Genomic DNA, 16,045 nt, shown 5'->3' on the forward strand with positions numbered 1-16,045 from the left:
CGGACACCGTGGCCGGGGTGGGGAGGGCGGCGGGACTTCGCGCGCGCGGCCCTGTACTTTCTCGACCGTGCCCGCCTCGAAACAGAACGCCAGGCATCGCCTGCCGGCCGCTTCCGCCGCCCTGTTGTCGCTCTCGCTGTCCCTCTCCCTCGCGGCGCCCGCCTTCGCCGACGCGACGCCGACGGCGACGCCGGCCCCCTCGCCTTCGTCGAAGCCCTCGGACCCGCCCCCGGCGGACATGTCGACCGTGGGCGGCGCGCGCCTCGGCCGGCCGGGGACGCAGGTGAACCTCGGCAGCGGCGCCCCGGTGCTGCCCAAGGACGTGACCGCGCGCTCGTGGATCGTCGCCGACGCCGAGTCCGGCGAGGTGCTGGCCGCCCACAACGCGCACTGGAAGCTGCCCCCGGCGAGCACTCTGAAGATGCTCTTCGCGGACACCGTGCTGCCGAGGTTCCCGAAGACCGACAAGCACAAGGTGGAGGTCTCCGACCTGGCCGGGATCGGTTCGGGTTCCAGCATGGTCGGGATAAAGGAGGGCGAGACGTACTCGGTCCACGACCTGTGGCTCGGCGTCTTCCTGCGCTCCGGCAACGACGCCGTGCACGTCCTGTCCGCGATGAACGGCGGCGTGGAGCGGACCGTCCAGGACATGCAGGCGCACGCCGAGGAGCTCCAGGCCCTCGACACCCACGTGGTGAGCCCGGACGGCTACGACCAGAAGGGCCAGGTGTCGTCGGCGTACGACCTGACGCTGATCGCCCGCTCCGGGCTGCAGAACGCGGACTTCCGCGAGTACTGCTCCACCGTGCGGGCCGCGTTCCCCGGGGAGACGAAGAAGAGCGGGAAGGGCAAGACGTCCCGGGAGTCCTTCGAGATCCAGAACACCAACCGGCTGCTGTCCGGCGACAGCGATGTCACCCCGTACCAGGGCATCGCCGGGGTGAAGAACGGCAACACGAGCAACGCGGGCGCCACCTTCACGGGCGTCGCCGAACGCGACGGCAGGGTGCTGCTCGTCACCGTCCTGAACCCGGACAAGGACGAGCACAACGAGGTCTACAAGGAGACCGCGCGCCTCTTCGACTGGGGCTTCCAGGCGGCCGGCAAGGTCACGCCGGTGGGCATGCTGGTGCTGCCCAAGGGCGCCGAGGCGACGGCGCAGCCGGGGTCGACCGCGTCCGGCACCCCGGACGGCGCCGCCTCCGCGAAGCCGGTGGCCGCCTCCTCCGCCGGCAAGGGCGGTTCGAGCGGCATCGCCACCGCCCTGGCCGTCACGGGCGGGCTGCTGGTGCTGCTCGCCGCCGGGGTGTTCGTGGTCAACCGCCGGTGGCCGCTGCCGGATCTGGTACGCCGTCGGACGCGGCGCTGACCGGCCGGTCCTCCTCCCGGCTCGGTTCCGCCGTCCACGCGGCGCAGAACAGCACGAGTTTCGCGGTGAAGTTGATCCACAGCAGCAGCGCGACGGGCACGCCGAAGGCGCCGTACATGCTCTTCGAGGCGACGCCCTGGATGTAGCCGCTGAGCAGCAGCTTGAGCAGTTCGAAGCCGACGGCGCCGGTCAGCGCGGCCACCAGCAGCCGGCGCCGGGTCGGTTCGACGCCGGGCAGCAGGGTCAGGACGTACAGCAGGAGCAGGAAGTCGGCGAGGACGGCGACGAGGAACGCGGCGACGTGCAGCAGGACGCTTCCCCAGCCGCCCTTGTCGAGGCCCAGCCGGTCGGCCGTCCAGCCCACCAGGGCGGAGGCGACGATCGACGCGGCGAGGGTGACGAGGACGGCGCCGCCGAGGCCGAGGAGCACTCCGCCGTCCTTGAGCTTGCGCAGGAACGGGTTCTCGTCGGTGTCGTCCAGCTCCCAGACGGCCCGCAGGCACTCCCGCGCGGAGCCGACCCAGCCGATGCCGGTGAACAGCAGCACCGCACCGGCGATGATCCCGACCGTGCCGGCGTTCTCCACCAGGCCGTTGATGTCGAGCTGGTCGGAGATGCCGGGGAACTGTTCGGCGATCTTGTCCTGGATCTCCTTCTGGCGGCCGGCGCTGAGCGTGGCCGCGCCGATCGCGGCGGAGACCGTCAGCAGCGGGAAGAGCGCCACGAAGCTGATGAAGGTCATCGCCGCCGCGAGGCGGGTCCACTTCACCCGGTCCAGACGCTCGTACGACCGCCACGCGTGCGTCCGCGTCAGGCGCACGACGAGCGGGCCGACCCCCGGGAGCTTCTTCAGCCAGTCCATGATCCGACTCTGCCCCGCTCCTGTCGGAACACCCATGTCCGGGTGCCCCAGAACCGCAGCACCGTGGCGAGCGCCATGCCGACGCCCGCGCCGGAGACGGTGTCCGCGCGCTGCGAGGTGAGACCGAGACCGTAGTGGCTGACGGCGATGCAGAGCAGCTGGACGAGGGCGCCCGCGACGTTCACCGCGAAGAAGACGGCGTACCGGCGCAGCCCCCGGGTGCCGGTGTGCCGGTAGGTGCCGAGCGCGTTGCCCGCGTACGCCACCGAGCAGCCCGCCACGAACGAGAGGGCCTTGGCGGTGAGCGGGTCGAGGCCGGCGGGCCCGCGCAGCCAGACGAAGAGGCCGAGGTCGGCCGCGTAGGCGAGCAGGCCGACGGCGGCGAAGCCGAGCAGCTCCCGCAGGAGGGCACGCCTCCCGGGGCTCCCGGGGCTGGCGGCGCTCCCGGGGTCGGCGGCGCTCCCGAGGTTCCCAGGGCTCCCGGCGCTCCCGGGGCTCCCGGGGTTGGCGGCGTTCCCGCGGTCCGGCGCGGGCGCTCCCACGTCGCGCGCCGGGGACCGCCGCGTGACGCTCACCAGTTCGCGACGGCGAGGCCGTACATGGCCAGCCACACCAGGCCGATGAGGGCGAGCGCGCGGTCGCGCAGGACGACGTCCTCGGGTTCGCCCGCGGTGCCCCGGTCGGCGAAGACGGCGTACCGCAGGACGGCGAGGATGAAGGCGACCATCGACAGCTGGCGCCAGGGCAGCACGCTGGTGCTGGCCACACCGCCCTCCTCCAGCGCCCACAGGCAGTAGCCGAGGACGGCCACCCCGGCGGCCAGCTGCCAGACGAAGCGGAGGTAGCCGGTGGTGTACTCGGTGAGCAGCGCGCGGGTGGCACCCGCCCGGCCGGCCATCTGCACGGCCTCGGAGTAGCGCTTGGCGGACACCATGAACAGGGCCCCGAAGCCCGTGGTGATCAGGAACCAGCGCGAGAGCGGGATGCCGAGCGCCAGCCCGCCGATCATCGCGCGCATCAGGAACCCGGTGGTGACGACGGCGAGGTCGACGACCAGGACGTGCTTGAGGCTGAGGCAGTACGCCAGTTGCATGCCGAGGTAGGCGGCGAGCAGCGCCGAGGTGAGCGGCGAGCACAGCCAGGCCGCGAGGACCGGGGCGAGGACGGCGAGGACCCCGCCGGCGGCGTACGCGAGCGGGACCGGGACCTGTCCGGCGGCGACCGGGCGGTGGCGCTTGACGGGGTGGGCGCGGTCGGCGGCAGCGTCCCGGGCGTCGTTGACCAGGTAGACGGCGGCTGCGCTCGCGGTGAACAGCGTGAAGACGAGCGCGAGCTGGGTGAGGGCGTGGCGTGAGAACAGCTCGCCCGCAGCGGCCGGCGCGGCCACGACCAGGACGTTCTTCACCCACTGGCGGGGGCGCGCGGTCCTCAGCAGGCCGAGGGCGACACCGCCGCGTGCGACGGCCGGCGGGGCGGGGCTCGGGGCCGGCAGGACCGCCGTGCGTTCGGTCATCGGGCCACCCCCATCCAGCGGGCGCCGAGCCGGGCGGTGAGCGCGCCCAGCGCCGCGCCGGCGGCGACGTCGGAGGGGTAGTGGACGCCGACGACCAGCCGGGAGAGGCACATGGCCGCGGCGAGCGGGGGGACCGCGTGGGCGCCGAGCGCTCCGTAGGCGACCGCGGCGGCCGCCGCGGACGTGGCGTGCGAGCTGGGGAAGGAGTGCCGGCCCGCGGTGCGGACCAGGGGCTCGACGTGTCCGGGGCGCGGGCGCCGCACCAGCCGTTTCACTCCCATGCTGGTCAGGTGCGCGGTGGCGATCAGCGCGGTGCCGCGCAGCCAGGCGCCGCGCCGCTCCCGGTCGGCGGCCGCCCCCGCGAGTCCCGCCGCGAGCCAGAGCGCGCCGTGCTCCCCGGCCCAGGACAGAGCGCGCGCGACGGCCGCCACGCGCGGATCGGTCCCGCAGCCGTGGAATGCCGACAGCAGCCGACGGTCCATGTCGTCAAGGTCGTCCATGTGATCTCACTCTTCTAGGGAGTGGTCCCAGAATTACGGCAATCTTGGACGACATCCCATTAATCACCCATTTCGGTGAGGACCCGTCAAGGCCGCACCGATTCCGCCGGTATGCACCCATTCCGGCGATACGGTCACGGGCATGCCTTCCGACACCGTCTCCGTCACGGGTTGGGGCCGCACCGCCCCGACCGCCGCCCGCCTGGTCCGCCCGCGCAGCTACGAGGAGGCGGTCACCGCCGTCCGGGAGTGCGGGGCGCGCGGAGGGATCGCCCGGGGGCTGGGGCGGGCGTACGGGGACGCCGCGCAGAACGCGGGCGGCGCCGTCCTCGACATGACGGGACTGGACCGGGTCCACGCGATCGACGCCACCCCGGTCGCGGCCGACGGCTCGGCGGGCGGGACCGTGCTCTGCGACGCCGGGGTGAGCCTGCACCGGCTGATGCGGGTGCTGCTCCCGCTGGGCTGGTTCGTGCCGGTCACGCCCGGCACCCGCTACGTCACGGTCGGCGGCGCGATCGGCGCCGACATCCACGGCAAGAACCACCACGTGTCCGGCTCCTTCTCCCGGCACGTCGCCTCCTTCGAACTGCTCACCGCCGACGGCGAGATCCGCACGGTCACCCGCGGCACGCCCCTGTTCGACGCCACCACCGGCGGCATGGGCCTGACGGGCGTGATCCTCACGGCGGCCGTCCGGCTCCAGCCCGTCGAGACCTCGCTGATGTCCGTCGACACCGAGCGCGCGGACGACCTCGACGACCTGATGGCCCGGCTCACCGCCACCGACCACCGCTACCGCTACTCGGTCGCCTGGATCGACCTGCTCGCCCGGGGCGCGGCCATGGGGCGCTCGGTGCTGACCCGCGGCGACCACGCGCCGCTCGACGCCCTGCCCGACCGGACCCGCAGGCACCCGCTGGAGTTCCGCCCCGGCCGCCTCCCCGCCGCCCCGTCCTTCGTGCCGGAGGGGCTCCTCGGCCGGACGACGGTGGGCCTCTTCAACGAGCTCTGGTACCGCAGGGCACCCCGCTCGCGGACCGGTGAGCTCCAGCGGATCTCCACCTTCTTCCACCCGCTCGACGGGGTCCCGCACTGGAACCGGGTCTACGGGCGCGGCGGCTTCGTGCAGTACCAGTTCGTCGTCGGCCACGGGAAGGAGGAGGCCCTGCGCCGGATCGTGCGACGTATCTCCGAGCGCCGGTGCCCGTCCTTCCTCGCCGTGCTCAAGCGGTTCGGGGAGGGCGACCCGGGCTGGCTCTCCTTCCCGCTGCCGGGCTGGACCCTCGCCCTGGACATCCCCGCGAACCTGCCCGGCCTCGGCGCCTTCCTCGACGAGCTGGACGAGGAGGTGGCCGCGGCCGACGGACGCGTCTACCTCGCCAAGGACTCCCGCCTGCGACCGGAGCTGCTGGACGGGATGTACCCGCGGCTGGCGGACTTCCGGACGCTGCGCGCGGAGCTGGACCCGCGCGGTGTCTTCACCTCGGACCTGTCCCGCCGGCTCGGCCTGTGAGGCGGGCGCTCCCCGCGAGCGCCCCCTCCGCCCGCCCCTTAGAAGAGTGCTGTCCCATCGGCTCGCCCCCAGGAGTGTTTTCATGAAGGACGCCTTCGGCATCCCGCAGTCCCTGCTGATCCTCGGCGGCACGTCCGAGATCGCGCTGGCCACCGCGCGCCGGCTGATCACCCGCCGCACCCGCACGGTGTGGCTCGCCGCCCGCCCCTCCCCCGCGCTCGACAAGGCCGCGGCCCACCTGAAGGCGCTGGGCGCGGACGTCCGTACCGTCGCCTTCGACGCGCTCGACCCCGATTCCCACGAGACGGTCCTCGGCAAGGTCTTCGCCGAGGGCGACATCGACATGGTGCTGCTCGCCTTCGGCGTCCTGGGCAACCAGGCGCGCGACGAGAACGAGCCCGCCGCCGCGGTGCGGGTCGCGCAGACCAACTACACCGGCGCGGTCTCCGCCGGCCTGGTGAGCGCCCGGGCGCTGCAGACCCAGGGCCACGGCTCGCTGGTGGTGCTCTCCTCGGTCGCCGGGGAGCGCGCCCGGCGCTCCAACTTCATCTACGGCTCCAGCAAGGCCGGCCTGGACGCCTTCGCGCAGGGTCTCGGCGACGCGCTGTACGGCACGGGCGTGCACGTGATGGTCGTCCGCCCCGGGTTCGTGCGGACGCGGATGACGGCCGGGATGACCGAGGCGCCGCTGGCGACCACGCCCGAGGCGGTCGCGCTGGCCGTCGAGACGGGACTGCGGCGGCGCTCCGAGACCGTGTGGGTGCCGGGCGCCCTGCGGCTGGTGATGGCGGCGCTGCGGCACGTGCCGCGCTCGGTGTTCCGGCGACTGCCCGTCTGACGGCGGCAGGAGGCGCCGGGCGCGCTCGCCGGGCCCTCCCGGGCGCCCTCGTCCGGCGTACGTGGTCACGGGCCCGGCGTGACGGACTCACGACGGGCTCGGCTGCGGTCTCCCCGTGGCAGCGGGCGTGCCGGGCGCTGACGCCGGCTGCTCCTCGCCGGCGTCAGCGCGCCGGAAGCGTCGTGTCCCGCTCCGCGGGCGCGCCCCCCTGCGGGGGCACCACCGCGCCGCCGAACAGGAAGTCGCGCAGCCTGCGCCACACCCCGTCGGCACCCTGCTCGTAGAGCGCGAAGCCGGTGCACGGCCACTCGGCCTCGTACCCGGACAGCTCCTCGTAGGCCCGGTCCATCGCGGCGTCGTCGATGCCGTGCGCCACCGTGACGTGCGGGTGGTACGGGAACTGGAGCTCGCGGGCCACGGGCCCCGAGGCGTCCCTGACCTGCTTCTGGAGCCAGCCGCAGGCCTCGGCGCCGTCGACGACCCGGACGAAGACGACCGGCGACAGCGGCCGGAACGTGCCCGTGCCCGCCAGCCGCATCAGGAACGGGCGCCCGGCCGCCGCCACCTCGGCGAGGTGCGCCTCGATCGCCGGCAGCGCCGAGGCGTCCACCTCGGTCGGCGGCAGCAGGGTGACGTGCGTGGGGATGCCACAAGCCGCGGGGTCGCCGAAGCCCGCGCGCCGCTCCTGGAGCAGGCTGCCGTGAGGCTCCGGGACCGCGATCGACACACCGATCGTTACGGTCCCCACGTCGTCTCCTGTCGTCGGTCGAGCCGGTCGCCCGGTCGTTCCTTCGCGTCCCTTGGGCAGGGGGCGTCCACTGCATCAGCTATCGACTGTACGGCGGCGCGGCCCGGTACCGGATGTCGTACGGAACCCGTACGGTCCGCCGGGCGCGGCGCTCAGTGCTTGGCCGGCAGGAAACCGACCCGGTCGTACGCCTGGGAGAGCGTCTCCGCGGCGACGGCGCGGGCCTTCTCGGCACCCTTGGCCAGGATCGAGTCGAGCGTCTCCGGGTCGTCCAGATACTGCTGGGTGCGCTCCCGGAACGGCGTCACGAAGTCGACCATGACCTCGGCCAGGTCCGTCTTGAGCGCACCGTAGCCCTTGCCGGCGTACTTCTGCTCCAGATCGGCGATACCGGCTCCGGTGAGCGTGGAGTAGATGGTCAGCAGGTTGCTGACACCCGGCTTGTGCTCCTGGTCGTACCGGACGACGGTGTCCGTGTCGGTGACCGCGCTCTTGACCTTCTTGGCGGTCGCCTTCGGCTCGTCGAGCAGGTTGATGAGGCCCTTCGGCGTGGACGCCGACTTGCTCATCTTGATCGACGGGTCCTGGAGGTCGAAGATCTTCGCCGTCTCCTTGAGGATGTACGGCTTCGGGACCGTGAACGTCTCGCCGAAGCGGCCGTTGAAGCGCTCGGCGAGGTCGCGCGTCAGCTCGATGTGCTGGCGCTGGTCCTCGCCCACCGGGACCTCGTTGGCCTGGTACAGCAGGATGTCCGCGACCTGGAGGACCGGGTACGTGAAGAGGCCGACGGAGGCGCGGTCGGCACCCTGCCGGGCGGACTTGTCCTTGAACTGCGTCATGCGGCTCGCCTCGCCGAAGCCCGTGAGGCAGTTCATGACCCAGGCGAGCTGCGCGTGCTCGGGGACGTGGCTCTGGACGAACAGCGTGCAGCGGTCCGGGTCGAGCCCTGCGGCGAGCAGCTGGGCGGCGGCGAGCCGGGTGTTGGCGCGCAGGGCCGCGGGCTCCTGCGGAACGGTGATCGCGTGCAGGTCGACGACCATGTAGAACGCGTCGTGGGACTCCTGGAGCGCCACCCACTGGCGGACGGCGCCGAGGTAGTTGCCGAGGTGGAACGAGCCTGCGGTGGGCTGGATCCCGGAGAGCACTCGCGGACGACGCTGCATGGCGGAGCCATCCCCCTGGGGGCGGTGGTGGGTGACGGGCGGGCGGTCAGAGGCCATGTTCACCATTCTCTCAGGTACCCCGACCCGGTCCGGAACTGGCCGGGAACAGACGGGAACCGATCAGGGCCGGACGGCGCGGCCGAGGTGCGGGGGCGCGACGTCGCGTTCCCGCCGGTACGGACATTCCGGGCGGGAATCGGGGGGGTGGAAGGCCCTTCCTGCCGTGCGGTCGCCGGTGAGACGAGGAACACAGCGCGGGCCGCGGCGGGCGGGGGACGTCCGATCGGGGACGTGAGGCGTGACACACGCGCCGCGAGGCGGGAGAGTGCGGGTCCGAGAAAGGGGTGGGCGCATGCGGGCCACGGTCGGACGGGTACGGGTGCGGACACGGGCCTGGCCGGTGTTCCTCACGGCGGTGCTGGTCGTCCTGTGCGGGGCGGGCGGGGCGGGCGCCGCACAGGACGACCAGCACCTCCCCGGCAGGAACGCGCCGGACCGGGCGCTGGTCGTCGCCGGGGACACCGGGCGGACGGTCGCGCTACGTTCCGGCGAGCGGGACTTCGCCCGGCTGTGGCAGCTGCTGGAGCCGGCGTACACGGGCACGGAGCGCGTACCGGCGGAGTGGACGGAGGGCGACTTCCCGCGCGTGCGGGCCACCGTCGTCTGGGGGATCTCCGGAGTCGGGGGCTGGCCGCAGACCGACCGCTCGCCGGGCGGTGACGTCGCCGTCCGGCGCGCGGACCAGCTCTTCCTCGCGGAGGACGGCACGCCCTGGGTGCGTTCGGACCCGGCGCCCGACGTGCCGGACGACGACATCCGCTGGCACCGCGCCTCCCGGTCCGTCTACGAGCGCCTGGACGGGGAGCTTTTCGGGCCGCTCGGCGACGCCCCGGACGCGGCGGCGCCCGCGCCCCGGGACCGGGCGCGGTGGGCGCTGTGGGGGCTCGCCGCGGGGCTCGCCCTCGGCTGCGGCGGCACCGTCCTGCTGCGGGCCGCGGCGGCCCGGCGCGGGGCCGGACCGCCGCGGGAACCACGGCGGGAGCTGATCGACCGGTGAACCCGGCCGGTGACCCGGCGGCCGGGGTCAGCCGAGGTCGATCTCCGGGTACAGCGGGAAGCCGGCCAGCAGGTCGGTGGCCCGGTGGGCGATCTCGTCGGCGATCTTCGGGTCGAGGACGTGCTGCGCCTTGGACGGGGCGCCCTTGGCGGTGGTGCCCGGCTCGGCGGCGGTGAGGACGCGGTCGATGAGACCCGCGATCTCGTCCATCTCGGCCGTGCCGAGACCGCGGGTGGTCAGGGCGGGCGTGCCGATGCGGATGCCGGAGGTGTACCAGGCGCCGTTCGGGTCGGCGGGGATGGCGTTGCGGTTCGTGACGATGCCCGAGTCGAGCAGTGCGGTCTCCGCCTGACGACCGGTCAGACCGTATGAGGACGCCACGTCGATCAGGTTCAGGTGGTTGTCGGTGCCGCCGGTGACCAACGTGGCGCCCCGGCGCGTCAGCCCCTCGGCGAGGGCGCGGGCGTTGTCGACGACGGCGCGCGCGTAGTCGCGGAACTCGGGGCGGCGGGCCTCGGCGAGCGCGACGGCCTTGGCGGCCATGACGTGCGGGAGCGGACCGCCGAGGACCATCGGGCAGCCGCGGTCGACCTGGTCCTTGAGGGAGTCGTCGCACAGCACCATGCCGCCGCGCGGGCCGCGCAGCGACTTGTGCGTGGTGGTGGTGACGATCTGGGCGTGCGGGACCGGGTCGAAGTCGCCGGTGAGGACCTTGCCGGCGACCAGGCCCGCGAAGTGCGCCATGTCGACCATCAGGGTCGCGCCGACCTCGTCGGCGATCTCCCGCATGAGACGGAAGTTCACCAGTCGGGGGTACGCCGAGTAGCCGGCGACGATGATCAGCGGCTTGAACTCGCGGGCGGAGACGCGCAGGGCCTCGTAGTCGATGAGGCCGGTGGCGGGGTCGGTGCCGTAGGAGCGCTGGTCGAACATCTTGCCGGAGATGTTCGGGCGGAAGCCGTGGGTGAGGTGACCGCCCGCGTCCAGGGACATGCCGAGCATGCGCTGGTTGCCGAAGGCGTGGCGCAGCTCGGCCCAGTCGGCGTCGGAGAGGTCGTTGACGTTGCGGACGCCGGCCTTCGCGAGGGCGGGGGCCTCGACGCGGTCGGCGAGGACGGCCCAGAAGGCGACGAGGTTGGCGTCGATGCCGGAGTGCGGCTGGGCGTAGGCGTGGCGGGCGCCGAAGAGTTCGCGGGCGTGCTCGGCGGCGAGGGCCTCGACCGTGTCGACGTTGCGGCAGCCGGCGTAGAAGCGGCGGCCGACGGTGCCCTCGGCGTACTTGTCGCTGAACCAGTTGCCCATGGCCAGCAGCGTGGCCGGGGAGGCGTAGTTCTCGGAGGCGATCAGCTTGAGCATCTCGCGCTGGTCGGCGACCTCCTGGCCGATGGCGTCGGCGACCCGGGGTTCGACGGCCCGGATCACGTCGAGGGCGCTGCGGAAAGCGGTGGACTCGGTGGAGAGGGGCTCTGGCATGACGGCCTCCGGTCGTGGCGTTCGATCACGGTTCGGCCCAGGCGCTCGGCACTCGGTGCCCGTGTCCTCCCGCGCGGCCCTCCGGTCCCCTCGGCCTGTCCCGGCCCGGGGTCCGGGACGGGTCCCCGGCAGTCCACGGCACGGGCCGCTCCCCGATGGTCGGTCCCATCCCAGCGCGCCAGTCACGGCCCGCGGTCAGCCTACCGGGCGCGCCGGATCAGGGGGTTCCCCGGTCCACCATGCGAGCGACGATAGGAAGGAGCCCACAGTCCCGGCCCCGCCCGCTCCCCGCCCCGGCCCGGCCCTACGCGGCTCCCCCGCCGTGAGAATCGGAGATCCCGTGACCGCTGGAAAGACCGCACAGGCGCTCATCGCCTCGGCCGAGGCGCACAGCGCGCACACCTACCACCCGCTGCCGGTCGTCGTGGCGACGGCGGACGGCGCCTGGATGACGGACGTCGAGGGGCGCCGCTTCCTCGACCTGCTGGCCGGCTACTCGGCCCTGAACTTCGGGCACGGCAACCGCCGTCTGATCGACGCGGCCAAGGCGCAGCTGGAGCGGGTGACGCTGACCTCGCGGGCGTTCCACCACGACCGGTTCGCCGCGTTCTGCGCGGAGCTGGCCGAGCTGTGCGGCATGGAGCTGGTGCTGCCGATGAACACGGGAGCGGAGGCGGTGGAGACCGCGGTGAAGACGGCCCGGAAGTGGGGCTACCGCGTGAAGGGCGTCCCGGACGGGCGGGCCAGGATCGTGGTCGCGGCCGGCAACTTCCACGGGCGTACGACGACGGTCGTCAGTTTCTCCACGGACGCGGAGGCACGCGCGGACTTCGGGCCGTACACGCCGGGCTTCGACGTCGTGCCGTACGGGGATCTCGCGGCGCTGCGGGCGGCGGTCACCGAGGACACGGTGGCGGTGCTGCTGGAGCCGATCCAGGGCGAGGCGGGGGTGCTGGTGCCGCCGGCGGGCTATCTGCGGGGGGTGCGGGAGCTGACCCGGGAGCGGAACGTGCTGTTCGTCGCGGACGAGATCCAGTCGGGGCTCGGGCGCACCGGGCGGACCTTCGCGTGCGAGCACGAGGGGGTCGTGCCCGACGTGTACGTGCTGGGCAAGGCGCTGGGCGGCGGCGTCGTCCCCGTGTCGGCGGTGGTGTCCAGCGCCGAGGTGCTCGGCGTGTTCCGGCCCGGCGAGCACGGGTCGACGTTCGGCGGGAACCCGCTGGCCTGCGCGGTCGCGCTGGAGGTGATCGCGATGCTCAGGTCGGGCGAGTACCAGCGGCGGGCGGCCGAGCTGGGGGACCGTCTCCACCGCGAGCTGGGCCGGCTGGCGGACACCGGCCGGGTGACGGCGGTGCGCGGACGCGGCCTGTGGGCGGGGGTCGACATCGCCCCCGAGCACGGCACGGGCCGGGAGGTCTCGGAGAAGCTGATGGACCGGGGCGTCCTGGTCAAGGACACCCACGGCGCGACGATCCGGATCGCCCCGCCCCTGGTGATCTCCGAGGAGGACCTGGACTGGGGGCTCGCCCAACTGCGGGGCGTGCTGGGCCTCTAGGTCGTGTCCGCAAAGTCCCGTCGTCCGCCCGGAGGGCGGGTTCCGGGGCGTCTGGTGCGTCCTCTCGCCGTGTCGGGCGGAGACCCTCGTACTGGACGTACTCGGGGCTTCGCCCGGTGCGGCGAGAGTGCGTGCCAGGCGTCGCGGAACAGGCGGGACTTCGCGGACACGACCTAGGGCCTGTCGTTTGGATCAGGTCGGCCGTGACAGACGGTTCGTCCCGGCCGACCCGAGCGGGGTCTGGTGCGTGCAGCTGCAAGGCGGAGGAGGGAGTCGAAGCGATGGGGGTCCCCCCGCTCGAGCGGAGCCGAGAGTGGGGGAGTCGGCGACCGACGACAACGCCGCAGATGTGCGCACCAGACCCCGCGACACCGGCCTGATCCAAACGACAGGCCCTAGGGCACCGTCCGGGCGCCGCTACGGCAGGGCCCGGCACAGCGCGTCCAGCGCTCCCGCCCAGGCGTGGTCCGGGGGTGTGCCGTAGCCGACGACGAGCGCGTCCAGGGGGTCGGTCACGGCGTCGGGGTGGCGGTGCCGGGACAGGCCGTGCAGGGCGAGGCCGTGCCAGGCCGCCGCGCGGACCGTCGCCTGTTCCGTGCCGGGCGGCAGCCGGACGACGGCGTGCAGGCCCGCCGCGATGCCGGTGGGGCGCGCCTCGGGGGCGCGGGCGGCCAGCGCGGCGACCAGGGCGTCGCGCCGCCGCCGGTAGCGCAGGCGCGCGGCGCGGACGTGGCGGTCGTAGGCGCCCGAGGTGATGAACTCCGCGAGCGTCAGCTGGTCCAGCACCCCGGAGGACCAGCCGCCGCCGTCCGTCAGCGCCGTGACCTCGGCGGCCAGCGAGGGGGGCAGCACCAGCCAGCCGAGGCGCAGCCCGGGGGCGAGGGACTTGCTGGCGGTGCCCATGTACACGACCTGGTCGGGGCCGAGGCCCTGGAGCGCGCCCACCGGCTGGCGGTCGTAGCGGAACTCGCCGTCGTAGTCGTCCTCCAGGATCAGGCCGCCGGTGCGGCGGGCCCAGTCCACGACCGCCGCCCGCCGGTCGGGGTGGAGCGGCACCCCCATCGGGAACTGGTGGGCGGGCGTCATCAGCACCGCCCGGGTGCCCGCCAGGTCGTCCGGGCGGGTGCCGAGGCCGTCGAAGGGCAGGGGCACGGTGCGCAGGCCCGAGCGGTGCAGCAGGTTCCAGTGCACGTCGAGCCCGTAGGACTCCACGGCGAGGGTGCGCAGGCCGCGCTGCCGCAGCACCGCGCCGAGCAGGGTCAGGCCGCCGAGGAACCCGGAGCAGATCAGGATGCGGTCCGGGTCGGCGCGTACGCCCCGGGCCCGGGAGAGGTAGCCGGCGAGCGCGGTGCGCAGTTCGGGCCGGCCGCGGGGGTCGCCGTAGCCGAGGGCGCCGGACGGGGCGGCGGTCAGGGCGCGGCGGGCGGCCCTGAGCCACTCGGCGCGCGGGAAGGACGCGAGGTCGGGGGTGCCGGGGACGAGGTCGTAGGCGGGGCGGCCCTGTCTGCGGCCGGCGGGGGACGGTTCCGGGGCCGGCTGCGGGACCGTCCGCTCGGCCACGCGGGTGCCGGAGCCCTGGCGCGCGGTGAGCCAGCCCTCGGCGACGAGGTCCGCGTAGGCGTCGGCGACCGTGTTGCGGGCGATGCCCAGGTCGGCGGCGAGGGAGCGGGAGGAGGGCAGGCGGGTGCCGGGGGCGAGGCGGCCGCCGCGGACCGCGTCGCGCAGGGCGTCGGTCAGGCCCCGGCGCACGCCCGGGCCGGACGGTTCGAGGTGCAGGTCGACGCCGAGCGAGGCGCCCCTCGCGGCACCCGGACCGCGCTCGTCGCCGCCGTCGGCACCCGGGGAAGTGGCCCACTGTTCCGCCATGTAAATGGACCATACTCCTGGGCTACTCCGCTCGTAGGGTCGAGGGCATGACGACGAACGACGACAACACGACGACCCCCGAGTACACCCCCGAGGAGGGCCCCCGGCTGGACTGGACGAGGCTCGCGCCCGACGTCTACAAGGCCATGGTCAAGCTGGACGTGGCGGCCCGGCGCGGGCTGGACCCCGTGCTCCTGGAGCTGGTGAAGGTCCGCGCGTCCCAGCTGAACCACTGCGCGTTCTGCCTGGACATGCACTCCAAGGACGCGCTGGCCGCGGGCGAGAGCGTCGAGCGCCTCCTTCAGCTGAGCGCCTGGCAGGAGTCGCGGCACTTCTACACGGAGAAGGAGCTCGCGGCGATCGAGCTGACCGAGGCGGTGACCGTCCTGACGGACGGCTTCGTGCCGGACGAGGTCTACGCGACGGCCGCCAAGCACTTCGAGGAGGCCGAGCTGGCGCAGCTGATCGCCGCGATCACGGTGATCAACGCCTGGAACCGCTTCGGGGTGACCTGCCGGCTCGTGCCCGGCCACTACGAGGCGGGTCAGCACAAGTAACCGGCGGGGCGGCCGGCCGCCGGGTGCCCTCTGCGAGGCGCCCGGCGGCCGGTACCGGAGGTCAGGACGGCATCCACGCCCGCCAGGTCGACTCGTGCGAGCGGACCCACTTCTCGGCCGCCTCCTGGGGCGACAGCTTGTCGTCGGCGATCATCAGGGAGACCTCGTTCTGGTCCTCCGTCGTCCACCGGAAGTTCTTCAGGAACCGCGCCGCCTTGCCGCCCTTCTTCGCGAAGTCCGCGTTGAGGTACTTCTGGAGCGGGGTGTGCGGGTAGGCGCAGGCGACCTGCTCCGGGTCGGCGTCGCAGCCCTCCTTGTACGCGGGCAGCTTCACCTCCGTCATGGGCACCTTCTCGAAGAGCCACTGGGGCGAGTACCAGTAGGTGAGGAAGGGCTTCTTCTCCTTGGCGAACTGCTTGATCTGGGTGATCTGCGCGGCCTCGGACCCGGCGAAGACGACCTGGTAGTCGAGCTTCAGGTTGTCCACCAGCGCCTTGTCGTTGGTGACGTAGGACGGGGAGCCGTCGAGCAGCTGGCCCTTGCCGCCGCTCTCCGCGGTGCGCATCCGGTCCGCGTACTTGTCCAGGTTCTTCCAGTCCTTGACGTCCGGGTGCTGTTCGGCGAAGTACGTGGGGACGTACCAGCCGATGTGCCCGGTGACGCCGAGCTTCCCGCCGCGGGTGATCGTCTTCTTGTCCTCGACGTACCGCTTCTCCTGCTCCGGGTGGCCCCAGTCCTCCAGGATCGCGTCGACGCGGCCCTGGCTGAGCGCGTCCCAGGCGGGCACCTCGTCGACCTGGACGGTGTCGACGCGGTAGCCCAGCTCGTGTTCGAGGAGGTACTGCGCGACGGCCTCGTTCGACTGCGCGCCCACCCACGACTGCACCGACAGGGTCACCGTCTTCGCGCCCCGGGCGTTGGCGAACGGCGAGCCCTGCTTCGTCATGTCGGCGGCGCCGCAGCCGGTGGCCAGCGCCAGCACCGTCAGGGCGGCGGTCATACGTGTCTTCGTCAGCGTGCGGGACATG

The 16,045-nt window shown here is 73.6% G+C and carries 15 protein-coding genes; 6 read left to right on the forward strand and 9 right to left on the reverse strand.

Going from position 1 to position 16,045, the window contains the following annotated elements:
- Positions 1-67: 67 nt before the first annotated feature.
- A complete protein-coding gene (locus ACFYQQ_RS11910; RefSeq protein ID WP_355784035.1) occupies positions 68-1,369 on the forward strand; it encodes a D-alanyl-D-alanine carboxypeptidase in 1,302 nt (433 codons plus the stop codon).
- Here the strand turns inward: ACFYQQ_RS11910 and ACFYQQ_RS11915 are convergent.
- The 4 genes from ACFYQQ_RS11915 to ACFYQQ_RS11930 form a co-directional block, all read right to left on the reverse strand.
- The gene (locus tag ACFYQQ_RS11915) at positions 1,317-2,231 is read right to left on the reverse strand and encodes a YihY/virulence factor BrkB family protein (RefSeq protein WP_355784032.1); all 915 of its coding nucleotides are present in this window, start codon (positions 2,229-2,231) and stop codon (positions 1,317-1,319) included. The two genes, ACFYQQ_RS11910 and ACFYQQ_RS11915, sit on opposite strands and share 53 nt — an antisense overlap.
- Complete coding sequence (locus ACFYQQ_RS11920; protein WP_355784043.1) at positions 2,219-2,635, reverse strand: GtrA family protein; 417 nt, start codon at positions 2,633-2,635, stop codon at positions 2,219-2,221. Before ACFYQQ_RS11920 ends, ACFYQQ_RS11915 begins: the two co-directional genes overlap by 13 nt.
- A gap of 167 nt (positions 2,636-2,802) precedes the next feature.
- Positions 2,803-3,744: a decaprenyl-phosphate phosphoribosyltransferase gene (locus ACFYQQ_RS11925; RefSeq protein WP_355784029.1), complete on the reverse strand. Its 942-nt coding sequence runs from the start codon at positions 3,742-3,744 to the stop codon at positions 2,803-2,805.
- A complete protein-coding gene (locus ACFYQQ_RS11930) occupies positions 3,741-4,244 on the reverse strand; it encodes a phosphatase PAP2 family protein (RefSeq protein WP_355784026.1) in 504 nt (167 codons plus the stop codon). Before ACFYQQ_RS11930 ends, ACFYQQ_RS11925 begins: the two co-directional genes overlap by 4 nt.
- 142 nt (positions 4,245-4,386) lie before the next feature.
- Here ACFYQQ_RS11930 and ACFYQQ_RS11935 point away from each other — a divergent pair, with 142 nt between their 5' ends.
- Together ACFYQQ_RS11935 and ACFYQQ_RS11940 are read left to right on the forward strand one after the other, a co-directional pair.
- Positions 4,387-5,760 (forward strand): FAD-binding oxidoreductase, encoded by a 1,374-nt coding sequence (locus ACFYQQ_RS11935; RefSeq protein WP_355784023.1) that lies wholly within the window; start codon positions 4,387-4,389, stop codon positions 5,758-5,760.
- 82 nt (positions 5,761-5,842) lie between these two features.
- Complete coding sequence (locus ACFYQQ_RS11940; protein WP_356172027.1) at positions 5,843-6,598, forward strand: decaprenylphospho-beta-D-erythro-pentofuranosid-2-ulose 2-reductase; 756 nt, start codon at positions 5,843-5,845, stop codon at positions 6,596-6,598.
- Between the two features lie 163 nt (positions 6,599-6,761).
- Here the strand turns inward: ACFYQQ_RS11940 and ACFYQQ_RS11945 are convergent, their stop codons facing one another.
- Complete coding sequence (locus ACFYQQ_RS11945; protein WP_355794307.1) at positions 6,762-7,346, reverse strand: 2'-5' RNA ligase family protein; 585 nt, start codon at positions 7,344-7,346, stop codon at positions 6,762-6,764.
- 152 nt (positions 7,347-7,498) lie between these two features.
- Positions 7,499-8,509, reverse strand: a complete 1,011-nt coding sequence (trpS, locus tag ACFYQQ_RS11950) for a tryptophan--tRNA ligase (protein ID WP_356172153.1) — start codon at positions 8,507-8,509, stop codon at positions 7,499-7,501.
- 352 nt (positions 8,510-8,861) lie between these two features.
- Between trpS and ACFYQQ_RS11955 the strand changes: the two genes are divergently transcribed.
- A complete protein-coding gene (locus tag ACFYQQ_RS11955) occupies positions 8,862-9,566 on the forward strand; it encodes a hypothetical protein (RefSeq protein ID WP_388904329.1) in 705 nt (234 codons plus the stop codon).
- 27 nt (positions 9,567-9,593) lie between these two features.
- Here ACFYQQ_RS11955 and ACFYQQ_RS11960 read toward each other — a convergent pair whose 3' ends face one another.
- Complete coding sequence (locus tag ACFYQQ_RS11960) at positions 9,594-11,039, reverse strand: glycine hydroxymethyltransferase (RefSeq protein WP_355787932.1); 1,446 nt, start codon at positions 11,037-11,039, stop codon at positions 9,594-9,596.
- Between the two features lie 340 nt (positions 11,040-11,379).
- Between ACFYQQ_RS11960 and rocD the strand changes: the two genes are divergently transcribed.
- Positions 11,380-12,594, forward strand: a complete 1,215-nt coding sequence (gene rocD, locus ACFYQQ_RS11965; protein ID WP_355787929.1) for an ornithine--oxo-acid transaminase — start codon at positions 11,380-11,382, stop codon at positions 12,592-12,594.
- Between the two features lie 417 nt (positions 12,595-13,011).
- Here rocD and ACFYQQ_RS11970 read toward each other — a convergent pair whose 3' ends face one another.
- A complete protein-coding gene (locus tag ACFYQQ_RS11970) occupies positions 13,012-14,460 on the reverse strand; it encodes a PLP-dependent aminotransferase family protein (protein ID WP_388904332.1) in 1,449 nt (482 codons plus the stop codon).
- Between the two features lie 47 nt (positions 14,461-14,507).
- Between ACFYQQ_RS11970 and ACFYQQ_RS11975 the strand changes: the two genes are divergently transcribed.
- On the forward strand, positions 14,508-15,017 hold the full coding sequence (locus tag ACFYQQ_RS11975; protein WP_355792371.1) for a carboxymuconolactone decarboxylase family protein: 510 nt from the start codon (positions 14,508-14,510) through the stop codon (positions 15,015-15,017).
- 61 nt (positions 15,018-15,078) lie between these two features.
- On the opposite strand, the gene ACFYQQ_RS11980 is transcribed toward ACFYQQ_RS11975, so the two are convergent.
- On the reverse strand, positions 15,079-16,044 hold the full coding sequence (locus tag ACFYQQ_RS11980; RefSeq protein WP_355792369.1) for an ABC transporter substrate-binding protein: 966 nt from the start codon (positions 16,042-16,044) through the stop codon (positions 15,079-15,081).
- Between the last annotated feature and the right edge of the window lies 1 nt (position 16,045).

Origin of the sequence: Streptomyces sp. NPDC005496 (assembly GCF_042872045.1) — a bacterium.
Lineage (GTDB): Bacteria > Actinomycetota > Actinomycetes > Streptomycetales > Streptomycetaceae > Streptomyces.